Here is a 15,872-nt window from a genome sequence, read left to right as displayed (position 1 = left end):
TCCTCGAAGGGATGAAGCAGGATACCCGCGCACCCAACTCCCCGCAGCTGCCGCCCTCGTTCGCCGAGCCGGTCGCCGACTACCTGGACTACCTGCGCCTGCAGCGCGGGCGCAGCGAGAACACCCTGCGCGCCTATGAAGTGGACCTGCGCACCCTGGGCACGTTCCTGCACTCCGCCCGCCAGGTCAGCACGCCGAGCCAGGTGGATGTGGAGATGCTGCGCGAATGGCTGGCCAGCCTGCACGAAGCGCAGATCTCCCGCACTACCATCGCACGGCGGATCTCCTCGGTGAAGAACTTCTTCGCCTGGGCGCTGAAGCACCAGCTCATCGACGTGGACCCCGCACTGCGTTTGGTCGCGCCGAAGAAGGAGCGCAGGCTGCCGCACGTGCTGCAGCCCGGACAGATCGACCGGCTGCTTGCGCAGACCGCCGCGGATGCCGGGGCGCAGGGCAGCGGGGACGCCGCTGGAGAACAAAGCCCGCAGCAGCTGGCGGTCCACGCCCGCGACCGGGTGATCGCCGAGCTGCTCTACGCCTCGGGGCTGCGCATCAGCGAGCTGGTCTCCCTGGACGTGAAAAACCTTGACTTCGGCCGCCGCACGCTGAAAGTGGTCGGCAAGGGCAACAAGGAGCGAGTGGTGCCCTTCGGCAATCCCGCCCAGCGGGTGCTGACCTCCTGGCTGCTGACCCATCGGGCCGTTCTGGTCGACGAGGAGAAGGCGCAGGGAGCGCTGCTGGTTGGCGTGCGCGGCGGCCGGCTGAATGTGCGCCAAGCCCGCGAGGTGATTTCGCAGGCGTTGAAATCGCTGGGGGATACCGCCGCCAGCGGGCCGCACGCCTTGCGCCACACCGTGGCCACCCATCTGCTCGACGGAGGCGCGGACCTGCGCGCGGTCCAGGAGTTCCTGGGCCACGCATCGCTGGCCACGACCCAGCTCTACACCCATGTTTCCGTGGATCGGCTGCGCCAAAGCTACCGGCAGGCCCACCCCCGCGCCTGACGGATTCTTCCAATTCCCTCCAAATCGTCCTCCCGAGTAGCGAAAAGTGCTGTTCATCGGGCAAAATAGAATCATCGGCGGTAACTGCACCACCACGATGTTGACGTAGGGGAAGACGATCAACACCGTACGGAGGATGGCATGTCTGCACCGATGACCAGGGGCGTAATTTTTATTCATTCCGCCACTGCTGCGCTATGCCCACATCTGGAATGGGCTATCGGGTCCGTGCTCGGAACACCGGCCAAGATGGAATGGACCGAACAGCACGCTGCACCCGGCTTTCGTCGTGCCGAAATGGAGTGGGTAGGACCCCAGGGCACCGGCGCCTTGCTGACCAGTGGAATCCACGGTTGGCAGCATCTGCGATTCGAAGTCACCGAGGACCCGAGCCCGGGCGTCGACGGCAGCCGCTGGTCGGTGACCCCGGATCTCGGGATCTTCCATGCGACCATCGACACGGCCGGCAACGTCATGATCAGCGAAGAGCGCATCCGCTGGGCCTATGAGAAGGGCGACGGCAATCCTTCGATCTTCTACCAGGAAATGTCCATCGCCCTTGGCGAGGCCTGGGATGAGGAACTTGAACCCTTCCGCCATGCAGGCGAGAACTCGACTGTTCGATGGCTCAACCAGGTGGTTTAGCGACTGGTTAACTAGTCGTCCCGTCGCCGCCTGGCGGCCGGAATCCAGCCCCGGCGGTGCGGGGCGCTGGATCCAAAGATGAAATGCGGTCCCCTTGGGGATCGCATTTCGTGTTTCTCCGCGAAGCTGCCGCCCTGGTGCTAGGATCGATCGTGATGAAGACCAGTCAGGCCGTCTCAGGCCGCTCCCGGAACGGCTTCCTGGTCGTTCCCTGATCCGCGCTCCTCCCTGCGTACGACGCTCCACGCATCACGGAAACCGTACAACCAAAAGGGAAACATGACCGCACAGTTCAACCACACCATCATCGCCTCGACCGATGCCGCACAGATGGCCGAGTTCTCCAAGGACCTGGTGGAGGCCGCCGAGCAGCCCGGTGGGTGGCCCTTCCGGAGCATCAGCATCGGCGTACTGCTGCAGTTCGCCGCGCCCCCCGATGCGGTTCCCTCCGCAGCGCCAGCTGTCCGGGCAGCTCAACCACGAGCACGGGGGCCGGGGCGTCTACCTGCTGGATCCCTCCGGGCACTACCTCGAACTGATCACCCGGCCCTATCTGTAACGCGGGCCCGCCGCCGGTCAGCGCAGCACGTCGAACACGTTCTTCTGGATGCCGTTGGAATAGACGGCGGAGTCGACCAGCTTCAGCTTCTGCGCGCCCAGCTCGGCACCGCTGAACAGGCGCTTGCCGGCGCCGAGCAGCACCGGGAAGACCAGCAGGTGGTAGCGGTCGATCAGGTGGTGCTCCTGCAACGAGTGGACCAGCGTCGCTGAGCCGTGGATGCTGATGGGCCCGCCGTCGCTGGCGCGCAGCCGGGCGACGTCGGCGGTCGAACGCAGGATCGTGGTTTCGCCCCAATTCTCCACCAGGTCCTTGTCCTTGAGCGTCGTGGAAACCACGTACTTGGGCATGGCGTTGTAGCCGGGGAATTCCTCGGTCATGGCGGGCCAGACAGGGGAGAAGGCCTGGTAGCTGCGGCGCCCCAGCAGCAGCGCCGTGGCCTCGTCCTGTTCTGTGCCCTTCATCTCGTAGGCCGCCGGGTCGAAGTCCACCGACGTCATGGTCCAGCCGGAATTGCGGTAGTCGGGTTCGCCACCGGGCGCCTCCATGACCCCGTCCAGTGAGATGAATGCGGTGGCGATCAAGGTGCGCATGGTGCGGCTCCTTCGAATGGAAATTGCTGGGCGGCCCGTCGAGATCGAGCGTAGCAACGCCCGGTGCCCGGCGACAATAGAGATCGCCGGTTAACGCCCAGCGGGCCGGAACCGAGTGCTCGGTTCCGGCCCGCTGGGGGACAGCTGCTGCTAGATGCTGCGGATCGCGACGACGGCGTTGTGGCCGCCGAAGCCGAAGGAGTTGTTCAGGGCGACGATCGAGCCCTCGGCCGGAAGATCGGCCGGGGCGCCGGTGACGACGTTCAGCGGGATTTCCGGATCCTGGTTGTCCAGGTTGATGGTGACCGGGGCCTTGCGGTGGTAGATCGCCAGGGTGGTCAGCACGGACTCCACGGCACCTGAGGCGCCGAGCAGGTGGCCCATCTGCGACTTGGTGGCCGAGACGAGGACCTTGTCGAGGTGCTCGCCCAGGGCGGCCTTCAGCGCGGTGTACTCCGGCTTGTCGCCCACCGGGGTGGAGGTGGCGTGCGCGTTCACGTGCACCACGTCCTCCGGCTGGATGCGGCCGTCGTACATGGCGGCCTTCAGCGCGCGGGTGGCGCCCAGGCCCTCCGGGTCCGGTGCGGTGATGTGGTAGGCGTCGGCGGTGACCGACGAGCCGGCCAGCTCCGCGTAGATGCGGGCGCCGCGGGCCAGCGCGTGCTCCTCGGACTCCAGCACCAGTGCGCCGGCGCCTTCGCCCATGACGAAGCCGTCGCGGTCCACGTCGTACGGACGCGAGGCCTTCGTGGGATCGTCGTTGCGGCGCGAGAGCGCGTGCATGGACGCGAACGCTGCCATCGGCATCGGGTGGATCGCGGCCTCGGCACCGCCGACCATGACCACGTCGGCCTTGCCGGCGCGGATCAGCTCCATGCCCACGTGCATCGCCTCGGTGCCCGAGGCGCAGGCGGAAACCGGGGTGTGCGCGCCGCCGGCGGCGCCCAGGTCCAGCGAGACCGCGGCGGCCGGGCCGTTGGGCATCAGCATCGGCACGGTCATCGGCAGCACGCGGCGCGGGCCCTTTTCCTTCAGGGTGTCCCAGGCGTTCAGCAGCGTCCAGACGCCGCCAATGCCGGTGGCGAAGGCCACGGCCAGCTTGTTGCGGTCGATGTCGTCCTTGGACAGTCCGGAGTCGGCCCAGGCCTCGCGGGCGGCGACCACGGCGAACTGCGTGGACGGGTCCATCCGCTTGGTCTCCGGACGGGTCAGCACCTCGGAAGGCTGCACCGAGGCGCGGGCGGCGAAGGTCACCGGCAGGTCGTATTCCTCGACCCAGCTGTCCTCCATGGTTGCGGCGCCGGAAACACCCTTCAGGGCGTTCTCCCACAGGGTAGGTACGTCCCCGCCGATGGGGGTGGTGGCTCCGAGACCGGTGATCACTACTTTGCGCGCCATCATCAAACTCTCTACTGGGGTACAACATTGCTGTCAAAATTTGTGGGGCCGGCTTGACGTACCGGCCGGTGTGCGCGGCTTGCCCGCACAACGGTGTGCCCGCGAAAGGTTCGCGGGCGGAATGCTGCTAGGCCTGGGCGCCGGCGATGAAGCTCACGGCGTCGCCCACGGTCTTCAGGTTCTTGACTTCCTCGTCCGGGATCTTGACCTCGAACTTTTCCTCGGCCTCAACGACGATGGTCATCATCGAGATCGAGTCGATGTCCAGGTCCTCGGTGAAGGACTTGTCCAGCTGCACGTCTGCTTCGTCCAGGCCGGTCTCCGAGTTAACGATTTCGGCGAGGCCTGCCAGGATTTCTTCGTTGCTAGCCATGGATGGCTCCTTTTCTCATGATGCCGGACGGATCCGGTCGTTGCTCTGGATTCATGCCCGCGGCGGCGGGCCATGATCCGACTGTTCGAAACCGCCGGTGCGTCCCGTACGGGGCGCACTGATGGTTTCACCGCTTAAAGCTTAGGCCAGGTGGCCCTCACCGGTTGGGCGATGACGCGTCAAGCGGGCGAAAATTTTTGGGCGGCACCCTGCGGCGCCTAGTTGGAAGTGTGCTCCGCGATGAACTCGCGGGCCGCGTCCAGGTCTGCGGGGGTCTTCAGGGCCATGCCCTTCACGCCCTTCAAGCCGCGGCGGGCCAGGCCCACCAGGGTGCCGGCCGGGGCCAGCTCCAGGATGCCGGTGACGCCTTGGGCGGCGAGGGTCTGCATGCACAGGTCCCAGCGGACCGGGCGGGAAACCTGGGCCACCAGGGATTCGAGGTTGGCTGCGCCGGATTCGACGGCCTGCCCGTCGTAGTTCGACAGCAGGGCGGTGGACGGCTCGGACGGGGCCAGCGTTTCGGCCAGTTCCTGCAGCACTCCCACGGCCGGTGCCATGTGCGCGGTGTGGAACGCCCCGGCGACCTTCAGCGGGATCACGCGGGCCTTGGCCGGAGGGTTCTCGCCCAGCGCGGCGAGCTGTTCCATGGTGCCGGCGGCGACGGTCTGTCCGCCGCCGTTGGCGTTGGCCGGGGTCAGGCCCAGCTCGGCCAGCCGGTCCAGGACCTCCTGGGGATCCCCGCCGAGCACGGCGGCCATGCCGGTCGGGGTCGCCGCGGCGGCTTCGGCCATCGCGTTGGCGCGCACGCGGACGAAGTTCATCGCATCGTTTTCGCTCAGCGCACCGGCCAGGGCCGAAGCGGTGATTTCACCGACGGAGTGGCCGGCGAGCACGGCGTTGGCAGGAAGCCGCTCGCCGAAGAGCGCACGGGCGGTGACCAGGCCGGCGGCCACGATCAGCGGCTGCGCCACGGCGGTGTCCTTGATGGTCTCCTCGTCGGAGACGGTGCCGTGCTCGATCAGGTCGCGGCCGGTGATCTCGCCCAGCGCGGCGAGGTGCTCGCGCACGCCGTCGACGTCGAGCCACTCGGAAAGAAAACCTGGGGTCTGGGAGCCCTGTCCCGGGCATACGATTGCTAACACTCTTACAGCTTTCCAAAAATTGCGGCCTCGTGGCGCGTGGTCACGCACCAAGCTCACGGTCACGGTTTGTAGGTTTCCTACAAAAGCCTAGCGCATGGGGGACGCAAAAACCCATGTAACGCCGCTGCGTGACGGGTCTGCGACTGTGCGGAACCGCCAAAAGCGTTATTGGCCGGAGTCCGCCAGGCGTCCGACGACCAGCGCGCTTTGCAGTACGAAGGCGTCGCGCGGGGACAGCGGATCCCAGCCGGTCACTTCGGAGACGCGCTTGAGCCGGTAGCGCACGGTGTTGGCGTGCACGAACAACCCGCGTGCCGTGCCTTCCAACGAATGGCCCAGCGCCAGGTAGCTGGACAGGGTTTCCAGCAGGCCGTTGGAGGCCTGCTGCAGCGGCCGGTAGATGCGCTCCAGCAGTGCGGTGCGCGCCAGCGGGTCGCCGTTGAAGGCGCGTTCGGGCCACAGGTCGTCCGCGCCCACCGGGTTCGGGGCCTGGGGCCAGGCGCAGGCGGCGGCGTAGCCGGCAATGGCGGCCTGCGCGGCCTGCGGCATGTCGGTGACGGTGGCGGCCAAGGGGGAGTAGACCAGCGGGCCGGGCCCGAAGAAGCGGGCGAGCCGTCCCAGGTCGGCCTCCTCGAATTTGGTGTCGGAGAGCATCAGCACCGAGCGGTCGCCCAGCACGCTGACCAGCGAATCGCGGGCATAGCGGGTGGCCAGGCGGCGGATGGCGGAGACGAAGCTGACGGAGTTCGACCCCGGGGTGGCGCCGACCAGGATGCGGATGTTGCTCTGCGACTTCCAGCCGATGGCGGCCAGCCGCGAGGACAGCGAATCGTGGCCCTCCCCGTGCATCACCGCGTCCACCACATGGGCCTCCAGCCGGGAGTCCCATGCGCCGCGGGTTTCGGCCGCGCGGGCGTAGACGTCGGCCGCCGCGAAGGCGACCTCGCGCGAGTAGCGCAGCACCGCCTCGCGCAGCGCTGCCTGCTCGGCCTCCGGTGCGATGTCGGGGACCTGGGATTCGACGACCTCCACGATGGTGCGCAGCAGGCCCAGCGCCTTCTGCAGCGAGATGGAGCGGGTCAGCTCGGTGGGGGCCGCGCCGAACACGTCGGTGACCACCCAGGAGGGGATGGAGGAGGGGTCTTCGTACCAGGTGACGAAGGTGGAGATGCCCTTCTGCGCGATCAGTCCCAGCGCCGCGCGCTCGTTGGGTTCCAGCGAGCGGTACCAGGGCAGCTGCTGGTCCAGGTACTTCAGCGCGGTGGTGGACAGCACGCCGATGTGGTTCTTGAGCCGTCTGACGGTTTCGGCGCTCGGCGCGGGACGGGCTGCCCGGGCGCGCGCGGCGGCGATCGATTCGGTTTCTGGGACCATGCCTCCAAGTTTAGCGTTGCGGCTTCTTCGGCGAGGGGCAGCCCGGACCGGCGCACCGCCCGCAGACGGCAAGCCGCCCTGCCCGAAACGGATTCGGGCAGGGCGGCTTTAGCGGTGTTCGAGGTGAACGGGCCGTGCGCCTAGGCGTCGCCGCCGGCGTTGCCGGACTTGCCGGCGTTCGGGTTGTTCAGATCGTACTTGGCGTGCGCCTTGACGGCCGAGTCGGCCGCGATCTCGCCGCGCTCGACCAGCGAGTGCAGGGTCTGCACGACCAGCGAGTGCGCGTCGATCTTGAAGAAGCGGCGCGCCGCCGAGCGGGTGTCCGAGAAGCCGAAGCCGTCGGCGCCCAGGGTGTGGTACTCGCCCGGAACGTACGGACGGATCTGCTCCGGCACCGCACGCATGTAGTCCGTGGTCGCGATGAACGGACCGGTGGCGGAGGACAGCTTCTGGGTCACGTATGGCACGCGGCGGGCCTTGGACGGATCGACCAGGACCTGCTCGTCGGCGTGCAGGCCGTCGCGGGTCAGCTCGTTCCACGAGGTCACGGACCAGACGTCTGCGGACACGCCCCATTCGTCGGCCAGGATCTTCTGGGCTTCCAGGGCCCACGGCACTGCCACGCCCGAAGCCAGCAGCTGCGCGCGCGGGCCGTCGGTGGTGGCTTCCTTGAGCAGGTAGATGCCCTTCTCGATGCCCTCGACGTCCACGTTCTCCGGCTCGGCCGGCTGGTGGATCGGCTCGTTGTACACGGTCAGGTAGTACATCACGTTCGGATCCTCGTGGGTTCCGCCGTACATGCGCTCCAGGCCGGAGCGCATGATGTGGCCGATCTCGTAGCCGTAGGCCGGATCGTAGGTGATGACCGCAGGGTTCGTGCTGGTCAGCACGGGCGAGTGGCCGTCGGCATGCTGCAGGCCCTCGCCGGTCAGCGTGGTGCGTCCGGCGGTGGCGCCGATGATGAAGCCGCGGGCCATCTGGTCCCCGGCGGCCCAGAACTGGTCGCCGGTACGCTGGAAGCCGAACATCGAGTAGAACACGTAGATCGGGATCAGCGGCTCGTTGTGGGTCGAGTAGCTGGTGCCCGCCGCGGTGAACGCGCCGACGGCGCCGGCCTCGTTGATGCCCGGGTGGATCAGCTGGCCCTGCGGGGATTCCTTGTAGGCCAGGACCAGGTCGCGGTCCACCGACAGGTAGTTCTGCCCGGCAGGGTTGTAGATCTTGGCGGTCGGGAAGAACGCGTCCATGCCGAAGGTGCGGGACTCGTCGGGCACGATCGGCACGATGCGGTGGCCGAATTCCTTGTCGCGCATCAGGTCCTTGAGCAGGCGCACGAAGGCCATGGTGGTGGCCGCCTGCTGCTTGCCCGAACCGCGCTTGGCGATGGCGTAGGCCTTCTCGCCGGGCAGGGTCAGCTTGACGTCGGACTCCTGGCGGCGGGTCGGCACGGAACCGCCGAGCTTGGCGCGGTGCTCCATCATGTACTTGTACTCGACCGAGTCCTCGGACGGGCGGTAGTACGGGGGCAGGTACGGGTTCGCCTCGAGCTGCTCGTCGGTGATCGGGATGCGCAGGTGGTCGCGGAAGCCCTTGAGGTCGTCGAGGGTCAGCTTCTTCATCTGGTGCGTGGCGTTGCGGGCCTCGAAGTGCGAGCCCAGGCCGTAGCCCTTGACCGTCTTGGTCAGGATCACGGTCGGCTTGCCCTTGAACTCGGTGGCTGCCTTGTAGGCGGCGTAGACCTTGTGGTAGTCGTGGCCGCCGCGCTTGAGGTTCCAGATCGCGTCGTCGGTGTAGTCCGCCACCAGTTCCTTGGTTTCCGGACGCTGGCCGAAGAAGTGCTCGCGCACGAACGCGCCGGACTCGGCCTTGTAGGTCTGGTAGTCGCCATCGGGGGTCTGGTTCATGACGTCGACCAGGGCGTTGGTCTTGTCGGCTTCGAGCAGGGCATCCCACTCGCGGCCCCAGACGACCTTGATGACGTTCCATCCGGCGCCGCGGAAGAAGGCCTCCAGCTCCTGGATGATCTTGCCGTTGCCGCGCACCGGGCCGTCAAGACGCTGCAGGTTGCAGTTGATGACGAAGGTGAGGTTGTCCAGCTTTTCGTTGGCCGCCAGCTGCAGGAAGCCGCGCGACTCCGGCTCGTCCATCTCGCCGTCGCCCAGGAAGGCCCAGACGTGCTGCTCGGAGGTCTCCTTGATGCCGCGGTTGTGCAGGTAGCGGTTCAGCTGGGCCTGGTAGATCGCGTTGGCCGGGCCGATGCCCATCGACACGGTCGGGAATTCCCAGAAGTCCGGCAGCGAGCGCGGGTGCGGGTAGGAAGGCAGCGCATGGCCTTCCTTCGACTTTTCCTGGCGGAAGCCGTTCATGTCCTCTTCGGACAGGCGGCCTTCGAGGAAGGCGCGGGCGTACATGCCTGGCGAGGCGTGGCCCTGGAAGAAGATCTGGTCGCCGCCGCCCGGGTGGTTCTTGCCGCGGAAGAAGTGGTTGAATCCCACTTCGTACAGGGTTGCGGCACCGGCATAGGTGGAGATGTGGCCGCCCACGCCGATGGAAGGCTCCTGGGCGCGGTGCACCATGATGGCCGCGTTCCAGCGCATGAAGGCGCGGAAGCGGCGTTCGATCTGTTCGTCGCCGGGGAACTCGGGCTCCTGGTCAACGGGTATGGTGTTTACATAGTCGGTGGTTGTCACCATCGGTACGCCAACGGACTTGGCGCCGGCACGCTGCAGGAGCGAGCGGATGATGAACTGGGCACGCTCGGTACCCTGGGTTTCGACGAGTGCGTCGAACGAGTCAAGCCATTCCTGGGTTTCCTCGGGATCCCGATCGGACAGCTGGTACGTCAACCCGCTACGGATCTGGGAGATGTGTTCCTCTACAGCCACTGAAGCTCCTTGATTGAAATTGCGGCTCCGCTGCGGTGCAGACATTTTTCTGCGGTGCAGCGGGATGGGACATCGGGTGCAGTAACACTGGAGTGGTGTGTCCTGCTCGGTTCACTGCCTACTCTAATGAATGGAACACCGAAAAAACGACGAGATTTTTGGGCAAAATGGCATAAAATAGGTTATTTTGGGTGACTTGTGCAACACTGTGCAGGAGTCAACGTTAGGTTGATCCTGTCAATTGGTGCCGTGTCACATTTTGGCGGGTGATATTCGTTCGGCGTGTTATCGCTGCAGCGCTTGAATGGAGCGACGAAACGGTGTTTCGTTGGTAGTAACGCTTTGCACCATCAGGAGGAATGAAGTGAGCGACGCCGTATCGGCAAACTTGGAGTCCGTTAAAAAACTGGGCTTCACGAAAGAAGAACTTATCCAGGAACTGGGTTACGACGATGACGTGGACTTCGATCTTCGCGACGCGATCGAGGACACTATTGGTTCAGACTTGCTCACCGAAGAGGATCACGACGTCGTTGATGCAGTGATCTACTGGTGGCGTGATGGCGACGGAGACCTTGTCGACGCGCTGATGGACTCGCTGAGCAACCTCGGGGAGGGCGGCATTGTTTGGCTGCTGACCCCGAAGCAGGGTCGCGAGGGGCATGTGTCCCCATCGCTGATTCAGCAGGAAGCTCCGAGTGCAGGTCTGCACGTGACCACCACCGAGGGTGTCTCGGCCGACTGGTCGGCCATTCGTTTGGCACCACGCAAGAAGAACTAGATGATCGAAACGGGTTCACGCCTGTTCGATTTCTCGCTGGAAAATCAATACGGCGAAACGATCACCAGCACCGGGCTGTCCGACGGCCGGGTGCTGGTCGTCTTTTATCCGTGGGCTTTTTCCCGTGTCTGCGGTTCGGAACTGGCGCTGCTGCAGGAGAACCTCGGGTACTTCAATGAGCGTTTGGTGCGGGTCGTCGCAATCTCGGTCGATCACAAATTCGCACTCCGAAACTATGCCGAATCGTTGGGTATCCAATTCGATCTGCTAGCCGATTTCTGGCCGCATGGTCGAGTGGCGCAGCTAGCCGGAGCCTTCGACGAGCGGCAGGGTGTTGCGATGCGACTGTCGATCTACCTTGAAGACGGAATTGTGCGCCAGACATTCACCAGTGCCATGACGCAGCCGCGCAGCCTGGATGATTATCGGAGCGCAATCGACAGGGTCTAGAGAATTACGGGTTTTGTGGGAGGGAACCCGATTTGCACAGAGTTGAAAAGCTCTGTAAAGTAATTCCTCGTTGGCTCGCAAAGGCCGATGTGGTTAGGGCCTTTAGCTCAGCTGGTAGAGCGTCACGTTTACACCGTGAATGTCATCGGTTCGATCCCGGTAGGGCCCACCAACAAGAACCCAGGTTCTCGATTATTGATCGGGAACTTGGGTTTTTTGCGTTTCAGTGTGGTGAGGTCTTGCGGAGCTAATCTCCGAGCATCCGTTCCAGCGCTTCCAGGGCGTCCGGGCTGCCCGCGTCGGCCAGCCGTTGAAGCTCTCGTGCGTCATCGTCCTTGGCGGCACGCCTGGTGAGCAGCAAGCCGGCGTATTCGCTGCCCTCGTCGAGCAGATCCGACAGCGCCTCCACGTCGCCGCGAGCTTCATAGATGTCGGCAAGCCGCTTCTGCGCAGTTTCGTTGCCTTCCTCGGCAAGTTCGCGCAGTGTCTCCTCGTCAATATTTCGGTCATTCATGGCTCGATTGTACGTACTGGCGGCTCTGGGATTTCGCAAAATTCATTGGGTTCACCCAAGCCGTTGCATGAAAATTCGTACTATCGGACTGTTTGGATTGTGCAGCCCGGAATTGAAGGCCTCGGAATCGAATTGATCGCGCTGGCGGCAGGGGGTGACGCGCTTGGACAGGATTGGAGCACCGCATTTGCGCCAGGGCCATCCAGCGTGGATGCCTGAGTGGCGGAAGGGCATCATGGCAGTAGGGTGTTGGCACCTGCTGGCTTCTGGAATCCGGTTGGATCGACCGCACGGCCTCATTCGCCGCGCTGGGCCGCGCGCAGCTAGCAAATGTCTCCCACCGACTTGCGCATCGACTAGGACATATTAGTGCGCCGACTATATCCAGCCGGCAGTCGGGGCGGTAGGGTACTGCCATGAGCATGGATTCAAGAGTGCCGGGCCACCGGGGAAGGCGCACCTTCACCTTCCGCAGTTTTCCCAAGAACCTGACGGTAGTTCCAGGGCAGCCATTCGCCACAGGATTTGTCATGGCCGCCGGCGCATTGCTCGCAGTGGGGCTGGCCATGGTCGTGGTTTCGATGTCATCTGTGCTCATGTCCATTACGCTTGCGCTGTTCCTCGCCCTGGGCATGACACCGGCCGTGAATGCGCTCAAGGGACGCGGCATGCCTCATGGCTGGAGCGTCCTGACCGTGATTGCGGCATTTGTCCTTCTCATGGTCGGAGTTGCGGCGCTGGTTGTGCCCGCGATCGTCCGCCAGTTCACGGAGTTTCTTGCAAGCATCCCGCAGGAAATCGATGCGATTCAAGCCAGCTCGTGGTACACGGAGCTCTCCGAGTCCATGGGGTTCAGCGCAAGCGAGCAGCTTCTGGCCGCGTTCGAAACGTACTTCACTGCAGAGAACCTGCTGATGCTGTCAGGAGGCGTGCTGCACGTCGGCATCGGTATCGTCAACGGCATCTCCTCAGCTTTCCTGGTGATCGTGCTGACACTGTACTTCGTTTCCACCTTGGACCCGATGAAGAAGGCCGTGGCACGTTTGGTTCCTGCCTATCGGCGTGAGAAGTTCTCCGAGACCCTGAACTCGATCGTTTTCGCTGTGGGCAGGTCAGTGGCGGGAGCGGTCACGCTATCGGCGATCAATGCTTCAGTGGTCCTGGTGATTTTTCTGCTGCTCGGCTCTCAGGTCGCGGTCTTATTCGCCCTGGTGGCGTTCCTGATTACGTTAATCCCGATGATTGGTTCCGTTCTGTTCCTGTGTATTGGAACTTTGGGGGCACTGCTGATGAGCCCGACGTCGGCGCTGATTTTCCTCGTTGTCTATTTCATTTACGTCCAATTGGAGGCATACCAGGTGACTCCCCGAATCATGGGCAAGGCGGTCAATGTCCCCGGCGTGCTGGTCATTATTGCGGCCATGACGGGCGCTGCGCTTTTGGGCCTGTTCGGCGCGTTGCTTGCCATTCCCATCACCGCTTCGATTCTGATCATTGTGCGCGAAATTGTGATTCCCAAGCGTGATGCGCAAACCGAGCCGCCGACCTAGAGATGCAGGTCACTGAGTCCTGACTTGCATGGATGCGTGGTTCCCCGTAAAGTTATTCCCTGTTGGCAGGAGGAATGATCCTCAGCCAGCAGTGGTGAGGGCCTTTAGCTCAGCTGGTAGAGCGTCACGTTTACACCGTGAATGTCATCGGTTCGATCCCGGTAGGGCCCACCAAATAAGAAACCCGTTCATGAGATCTCCAAGATCCCGTGAACGGGTTTCCTTGTTCTCCGATGAAGTAGAAGGACAGCTGGGTCGCGGGAAACAGGTGTTGTCGTCGATTTCAATGGATGGCATGCCGAAACTGGTTTGCCCGTCGGATTTTTTGCCGAAACGCCGCAGCTGCGGCATTCGTTTCCACGGTCCATCTTCGTTCCCACACACCATACTCGCTGGCAGTCCGAGAAAATCGGTTTTATTGCATCTCCTGAGTCAAATGCCGTATTTCTGCTTCGTGACAAAGTGTTACTTGGCCATTCTGAAACAATCGGAGATCTTTACTCCGATCGTCGGGAGTAAGTTGTAATCTAGCAATAGTGATAGTCGCAAGTCCGGATAAACCGGGGGGCGTAGTCCGGAGCGGCAAACGGTTTGCGTGGATATGGGGATAGCCACGAGTACCTTCACTCGCAAGAAAACCCCACCAAGAAATTGGTGGGGTTTTCCGCAGTCGGAGTAAAACGTTGATGGCGTCGACCCAATCCCTTGTGTGGAGATGCTCAATACCTGTAAACCTGCTCGTTCCCCGTGGCCCTTCATGCTGCAATAAGTTCTTGATACTTTCCTCGTGCTAGCTTCCAGTCTTCGTTCCGGCGTCTGCGGTAAGGGGCCTTCCGGGACTCCGAATATAAGGTTCGCTTCGTACACGAAAGCCGAACAGTGCCGCACGGGACGATATCCGCTCATTGCCCGCCCCGCAAGCAATTGCTGCTTTCTTGGGTTTATCTTCAGCGCCTACCCAACTGATCCGGAAGCTCGATTGTTAGCGTTGGGTATGTACGGATTTCCAGCGACAGTGAGGAAAGTGCACATGAGTTTCGGTGACAAGGTCAAGAACAAGGCACAGGAAGCCAGCGGCAAGGTCAAGGAAAAAGTTGGCGACGCCACCAACAATGAAGACCTGCAGGCCGAAGGCCTCGCAGATCAGGCAGCAGCCAAGACGAAGCAAGCTGGAGAACACGTCAAGGATGCCGCCAAGGACATCAAGAACGACTTCACGAAGTAGCGCCGCGACAGGCGACAACATCCCGAACGCCCCGGACACTGCAAAAGTGTCCGGGGCGTTGTTCGACTTATAACGGGCCGCTGCATCTGCGGACATATAACCCGGCTTTGGCCTGACAATATGAAAACATGGAACTCCATAGTTCACCCTCGGACCATAGGAGACAACATGTCAATGCCAACCGGGCGGAGCATCGAGCTGATCACCGAGTTGATTGCCGTTGACACGACGAGTCGGGATTCCAACCTTCCGTTGATTGAGCTCATTGAAGACCAGCTCACGGAGCACGGCATCGAGTCGGTGAAGATCCCCAGCCCGGATGGGCTGAAAGCGAATCTCCTGACGACAATCCCGGCGGTCGACGGCTCGCGCACCGGGGGCATTGTGCTCTCCGGGCACACCGACGTTGTTCCCGTCGATGGACAGGCCTGGCGCAGCGAACCATTCGCAGCCCAGGTGCGCGATGGAAAGCTCTATGGCCGAGGTTCCTGCGACATGAAGGGCTACCTCGGCGTGATCCTTGCGAAACTGCCGGAATTGACCGCCGCCGAACTCAGTGAACCGATTCACTTGGCGTTTTCCTATGACGAAGAAATCGGCTGCGTTGGCGCGGTTTCGCTGGTCGAGCGCATCGTCGAGCAGGGGCTGGCACCCCGTGGCTGTTTCGTCGGGGAACCAAGCAGCATGCGCGCGATCCGCGGCCACAAGTCGATGAACGTCTTCAAAGTCAGCTTCGCCGGTGTTGCCGCGCATTCGTCGCTGCCCAGCGAGGGGCTGAATGCCATCTCGTACGCATTGCGCTTCGCCTCCTTCGTTGAAGGCGTGGCCCGGGAGCTTGCAAGCACGGGGCCACGCGACAAATCCTTCATCGAGCCGACGACCACCATGAACGTCAATCGCTTCGACGGCGGAATCGCAGTCAACACCATCCCGTCAAGCTGCGTGGTGTTTTTCGAATACCGCTCACTGGCGCAGGTCGACCGCGAAGCGCTGACCGAGCGGTTCCGTGTCGAAGCCGAAAGGCTTGAAACGGAAATGGTACGGCGGAACCCGGCGGCCTCGGTGAGCTTTGAACAACAGGCCGGGGCTCCGGGGCTGGAGACCGCGCCGGGGGAGGACATCGTGGGACTGGCGGCTGCCTGCGGTGCCATTGCCACCGATGAGAAGGTCACTTACGGCACCGAAGCCGGCCTGTTCTCAAGCGCCGGCATTCCCACGGTCGTCTGCGGGCCCGGCGACATCGCCCAGGCCCACGCGCCGGACGAGTTCATCGAGCTCGACCAGATCGCCGCCTGTGAACGATTCATCGACCAGTTGATGATCCAGCTTTCGACAAGCTAACCATTCGGCATCGGCGTGCACGGTGCCAGCCGCCGGTC

At 63.4% G+C, this 15,872-nt stretch carries 15 protein-coding genes and 2 tRNA genes; 10 read left to right on the top strand and 7 right to left on the bottom strand.

Annotated elements, in window-relative coordinates; all coding sequences use genetic code 11:
* Positions 1-11: 11 nt before the first annotated feature.
* From IEY43_RS06465 to IEY43_RS18325, 3 genes are all read left to right on the top strand, one after another.
* Positions 12-1,004: a tyrosine recombinase XerC gene (locus tag IEY43_RS06465; protein WP_188947794.1), complete on the top strand. Its 993-nt coding sequence runs from the start codon at positions 12-14 to the stop codon at positions 1,002-1,004.
* Between the two features lie 141 nt (positions 1,005-1,145).
* The gene (locus IEY43_RS06460; protein ID WP_188947793.1) at positions 1,146-1,649 is read left to right on the top strand and encodes a DUF3145 domain-containing protein; all 504 of its coding nucleotides are present in this window, start codon (positions 1,146-1,148) and stop codon (positions 1,647-1,649) included.
* Positions 1,650-2,085: 436 nt separating this feature from the next.
* The gene (locus IEY43_RS18325; protein ID WP_268240053.1) at positions 2,086-2,208 is read left to right on the top strand and encodes a VOC family protein; all 123 of its coding nucleotides are present in this window, start codon (positions 2,086-2,088) and stop codon (positions 2,206-2,208) included.
* A 17-nt stretch (positions 2,209-2,225) separates the two neighbouring features.
* Here IEY43_RS18325 and IEY43_RS06450 read toward each other — a convergent pair whose 3' ends face one another.
* From IEY43_RS06450 to aceE, 6 genes are all read right to left on the bottom strand, one after another.
* Complete coding sequence (locus tag IEY43_RS06450) at positions 2,226-2,801, bottom strand: dihydrofolate reductase family protein (RefSeq protein ID WP_188947792.1); 576 nt, start codon at positions 2,799-2,801, stop codon at positions 2,226-2,228.
* Between the two features lie 150 nt (positions 2,802-2,951).
* A complete protein-coding gene (fabF, locus tag IEY43_RS06445; RefSeq protein ID WP_188947791.1) occupies positions 2,952-4,199 on the bottom strand; it encodes a beta-ketoacyl-ACP synthase II in 1,248 nt (415 codons plus the stop codon).
* Between the two features lie 127 nt (positions 4,200-4,326).
* Positions 4,327-4,572, bottom strand: a complete 246-nt coding sequence (locus IEY43_RS06440; protein WP_188947790.1) for an acyl carrier protein — start codon at positions 4,570-4,572, stop codon at positions 4,327-4,329.
* A 218-nt stretch (positions 4,573-4,790) separates the two neighbouring features.
* Positions 4,791-5,714 (bottom strand): ACP S-malonyltransferase, encoded by a 924-nt coding sequence (locus IEY43_RS06435; RefSeq protein ID WP_188947789.1) that lies wholly within the window; start codon positions 5,712-5,714, stop codon positions 4,791-4,793.
* Positions 5,715-5,879: 165 nt separating this feature from the next.
* Positions 5,880-7,088, bottom strand: a complete 1,209-nt coding sequence (locus tag IEY43_RS06430; protein ID WP_188947788.1) for a PucR family transcriptional regulator — start codon at positions 7,086-7,088, stop codon at positions 5,880-5,882.
* Positions 7,089-7,228: 140 nt separating this feature from the next.
* Positions 7,229-10,018: a pyruvate dehydrogenase (acetyl-transferring), homodimeric type gene (aceE, locus tag IEY43_RS06425; protein ID WP_245353563.1), complete on the bottom strand. Its 2,790-nt coding sequence runs from the start codon at positions 10,016-10,018 to the stop codon at positions 7,229-7,231.
* Between the two features lie 319 nt (positions 10,019-10,337).
* Between aceE and IEY43_RS06420 the strand changes: the two genes are divergently transcribed.
* The 3 genes from IEY43_RS06420 to IEY43_RS06410 all read left to right on the top strand — a co-directional run bounded on the left by IEY43_RS06420 (position 10,338) and on the right by IEY43_RS06410 (position 11,376).
* Positions 10,338-10,754 carry a DUF3052 domain-containing protein gene (locus IEY43_RS06420; RefSeq protein ID WP_229777304.1) on the top strand — a complete coding sequence of 139 codons (417 nt, stop codon included), beginning with the start codon at positions 10,338-10,340 and terminating at the stop codon, positions 10,752-10,754.
* Entirely contained in the window at positions 10,755-11,204 is a 450-nt protein-coding gene (locus IEY43_RS06415) for a redoxin domain-containing protein (protein WP_188947785.1), read from the top strand.
* A gap of 96 nt (positions 11,205-11,300) precedes the next feature.
* Positions 11,301-11,376 (top strand) — tRNA-Val (locus tag IEY43_RS06410).
* 75 nt (positions 11,377-11,451) lie between these two features.
* On the opposite strand, the gene IEY43_RS06405 is transcribed toward IEY43_RS06410, so the two are convergent.
* The gene (locus IEY43_RS06405) at positions 11,452-11,718 is read right to left on the bottom strand and encodes a hypothetical protein (protein ID WP_188947784.1); all 267 of its coding nucleotides are present in this window, start codon (positions 11,716-11,718) and stop codon (positions 11,452-11,454) included.
* 416 nt (positions 11,719-12,134) lie between these two features.
* Here IEY43_RS06405 and IEY43_RS06400 point away from each other — a divergent pair, with 416 nt between their 5' ends.
* The 4 genes from IEY43_RS06400 to argE all read left to right on the top strand — a co-directional run bounded on the left by IEY43_RS06400 (position 12,135) and on the right by argE (position 15,834).
* Positions 12,135-13,268 carry an AI-2E family transporter gene (locus IEY43_RS06400; RefSeq protein ID WP_188947783.1) on the top strand — a complete coding sequence of 378 codons (1,134 nt, stop codon included), beginning with the start codon at positions 12,135-12,137 and terminating at the stop codon, positions 13,266-13,268.
* A gap of 98 nt (positions 13,269-13,366) precedes the next feature.
* A tRNA-Val gene (locus IEY43_RS06395) sits at positions 13,367-13,442 on the top strand.
* A gap of 856 nt (positions 13,443-14,298) precedes the next feature.
* Positions 14,299-14,493: a CsbD family protein gene (locus IEY43_RS06390; protein WP_188947782.1), complete on the top strand. Its 195-nt coding sequence runs from the start codon at positions 14,299-14,301 to the stop codon at positions 14,491-14,493.
* Positions 14,494-14,613: 120 nt separating this feature from the next.
* Positions 14,614-15,834 (top strand): acetylornithine deacetylase, encoded by a 1,221-nt coding sequence (argE, locus tag IEY43_RS06385; RefSeq protein WP_374189856.1) that lies wholly within the window; start codon positions 14,614-14,616, stop codon positions 15,832-15,834.
* Positions 15,835-15,872 lie beyond the last annotated feature (38 nt).

The sequence above is a fragment of the Glutamicibacter protophormiae genome (assembly GCF_014647495.1).
Taxonomy (GTDB): Bacteria; Actinomycetota; Actinomycetes; order Actinomycetales; family Micrococcaceae; genus Glutamicibacter; species Glutamicibacter protophormiae.
This window is presented reverse-complemented; position numbering and strand designations above follow the sequence as displayed.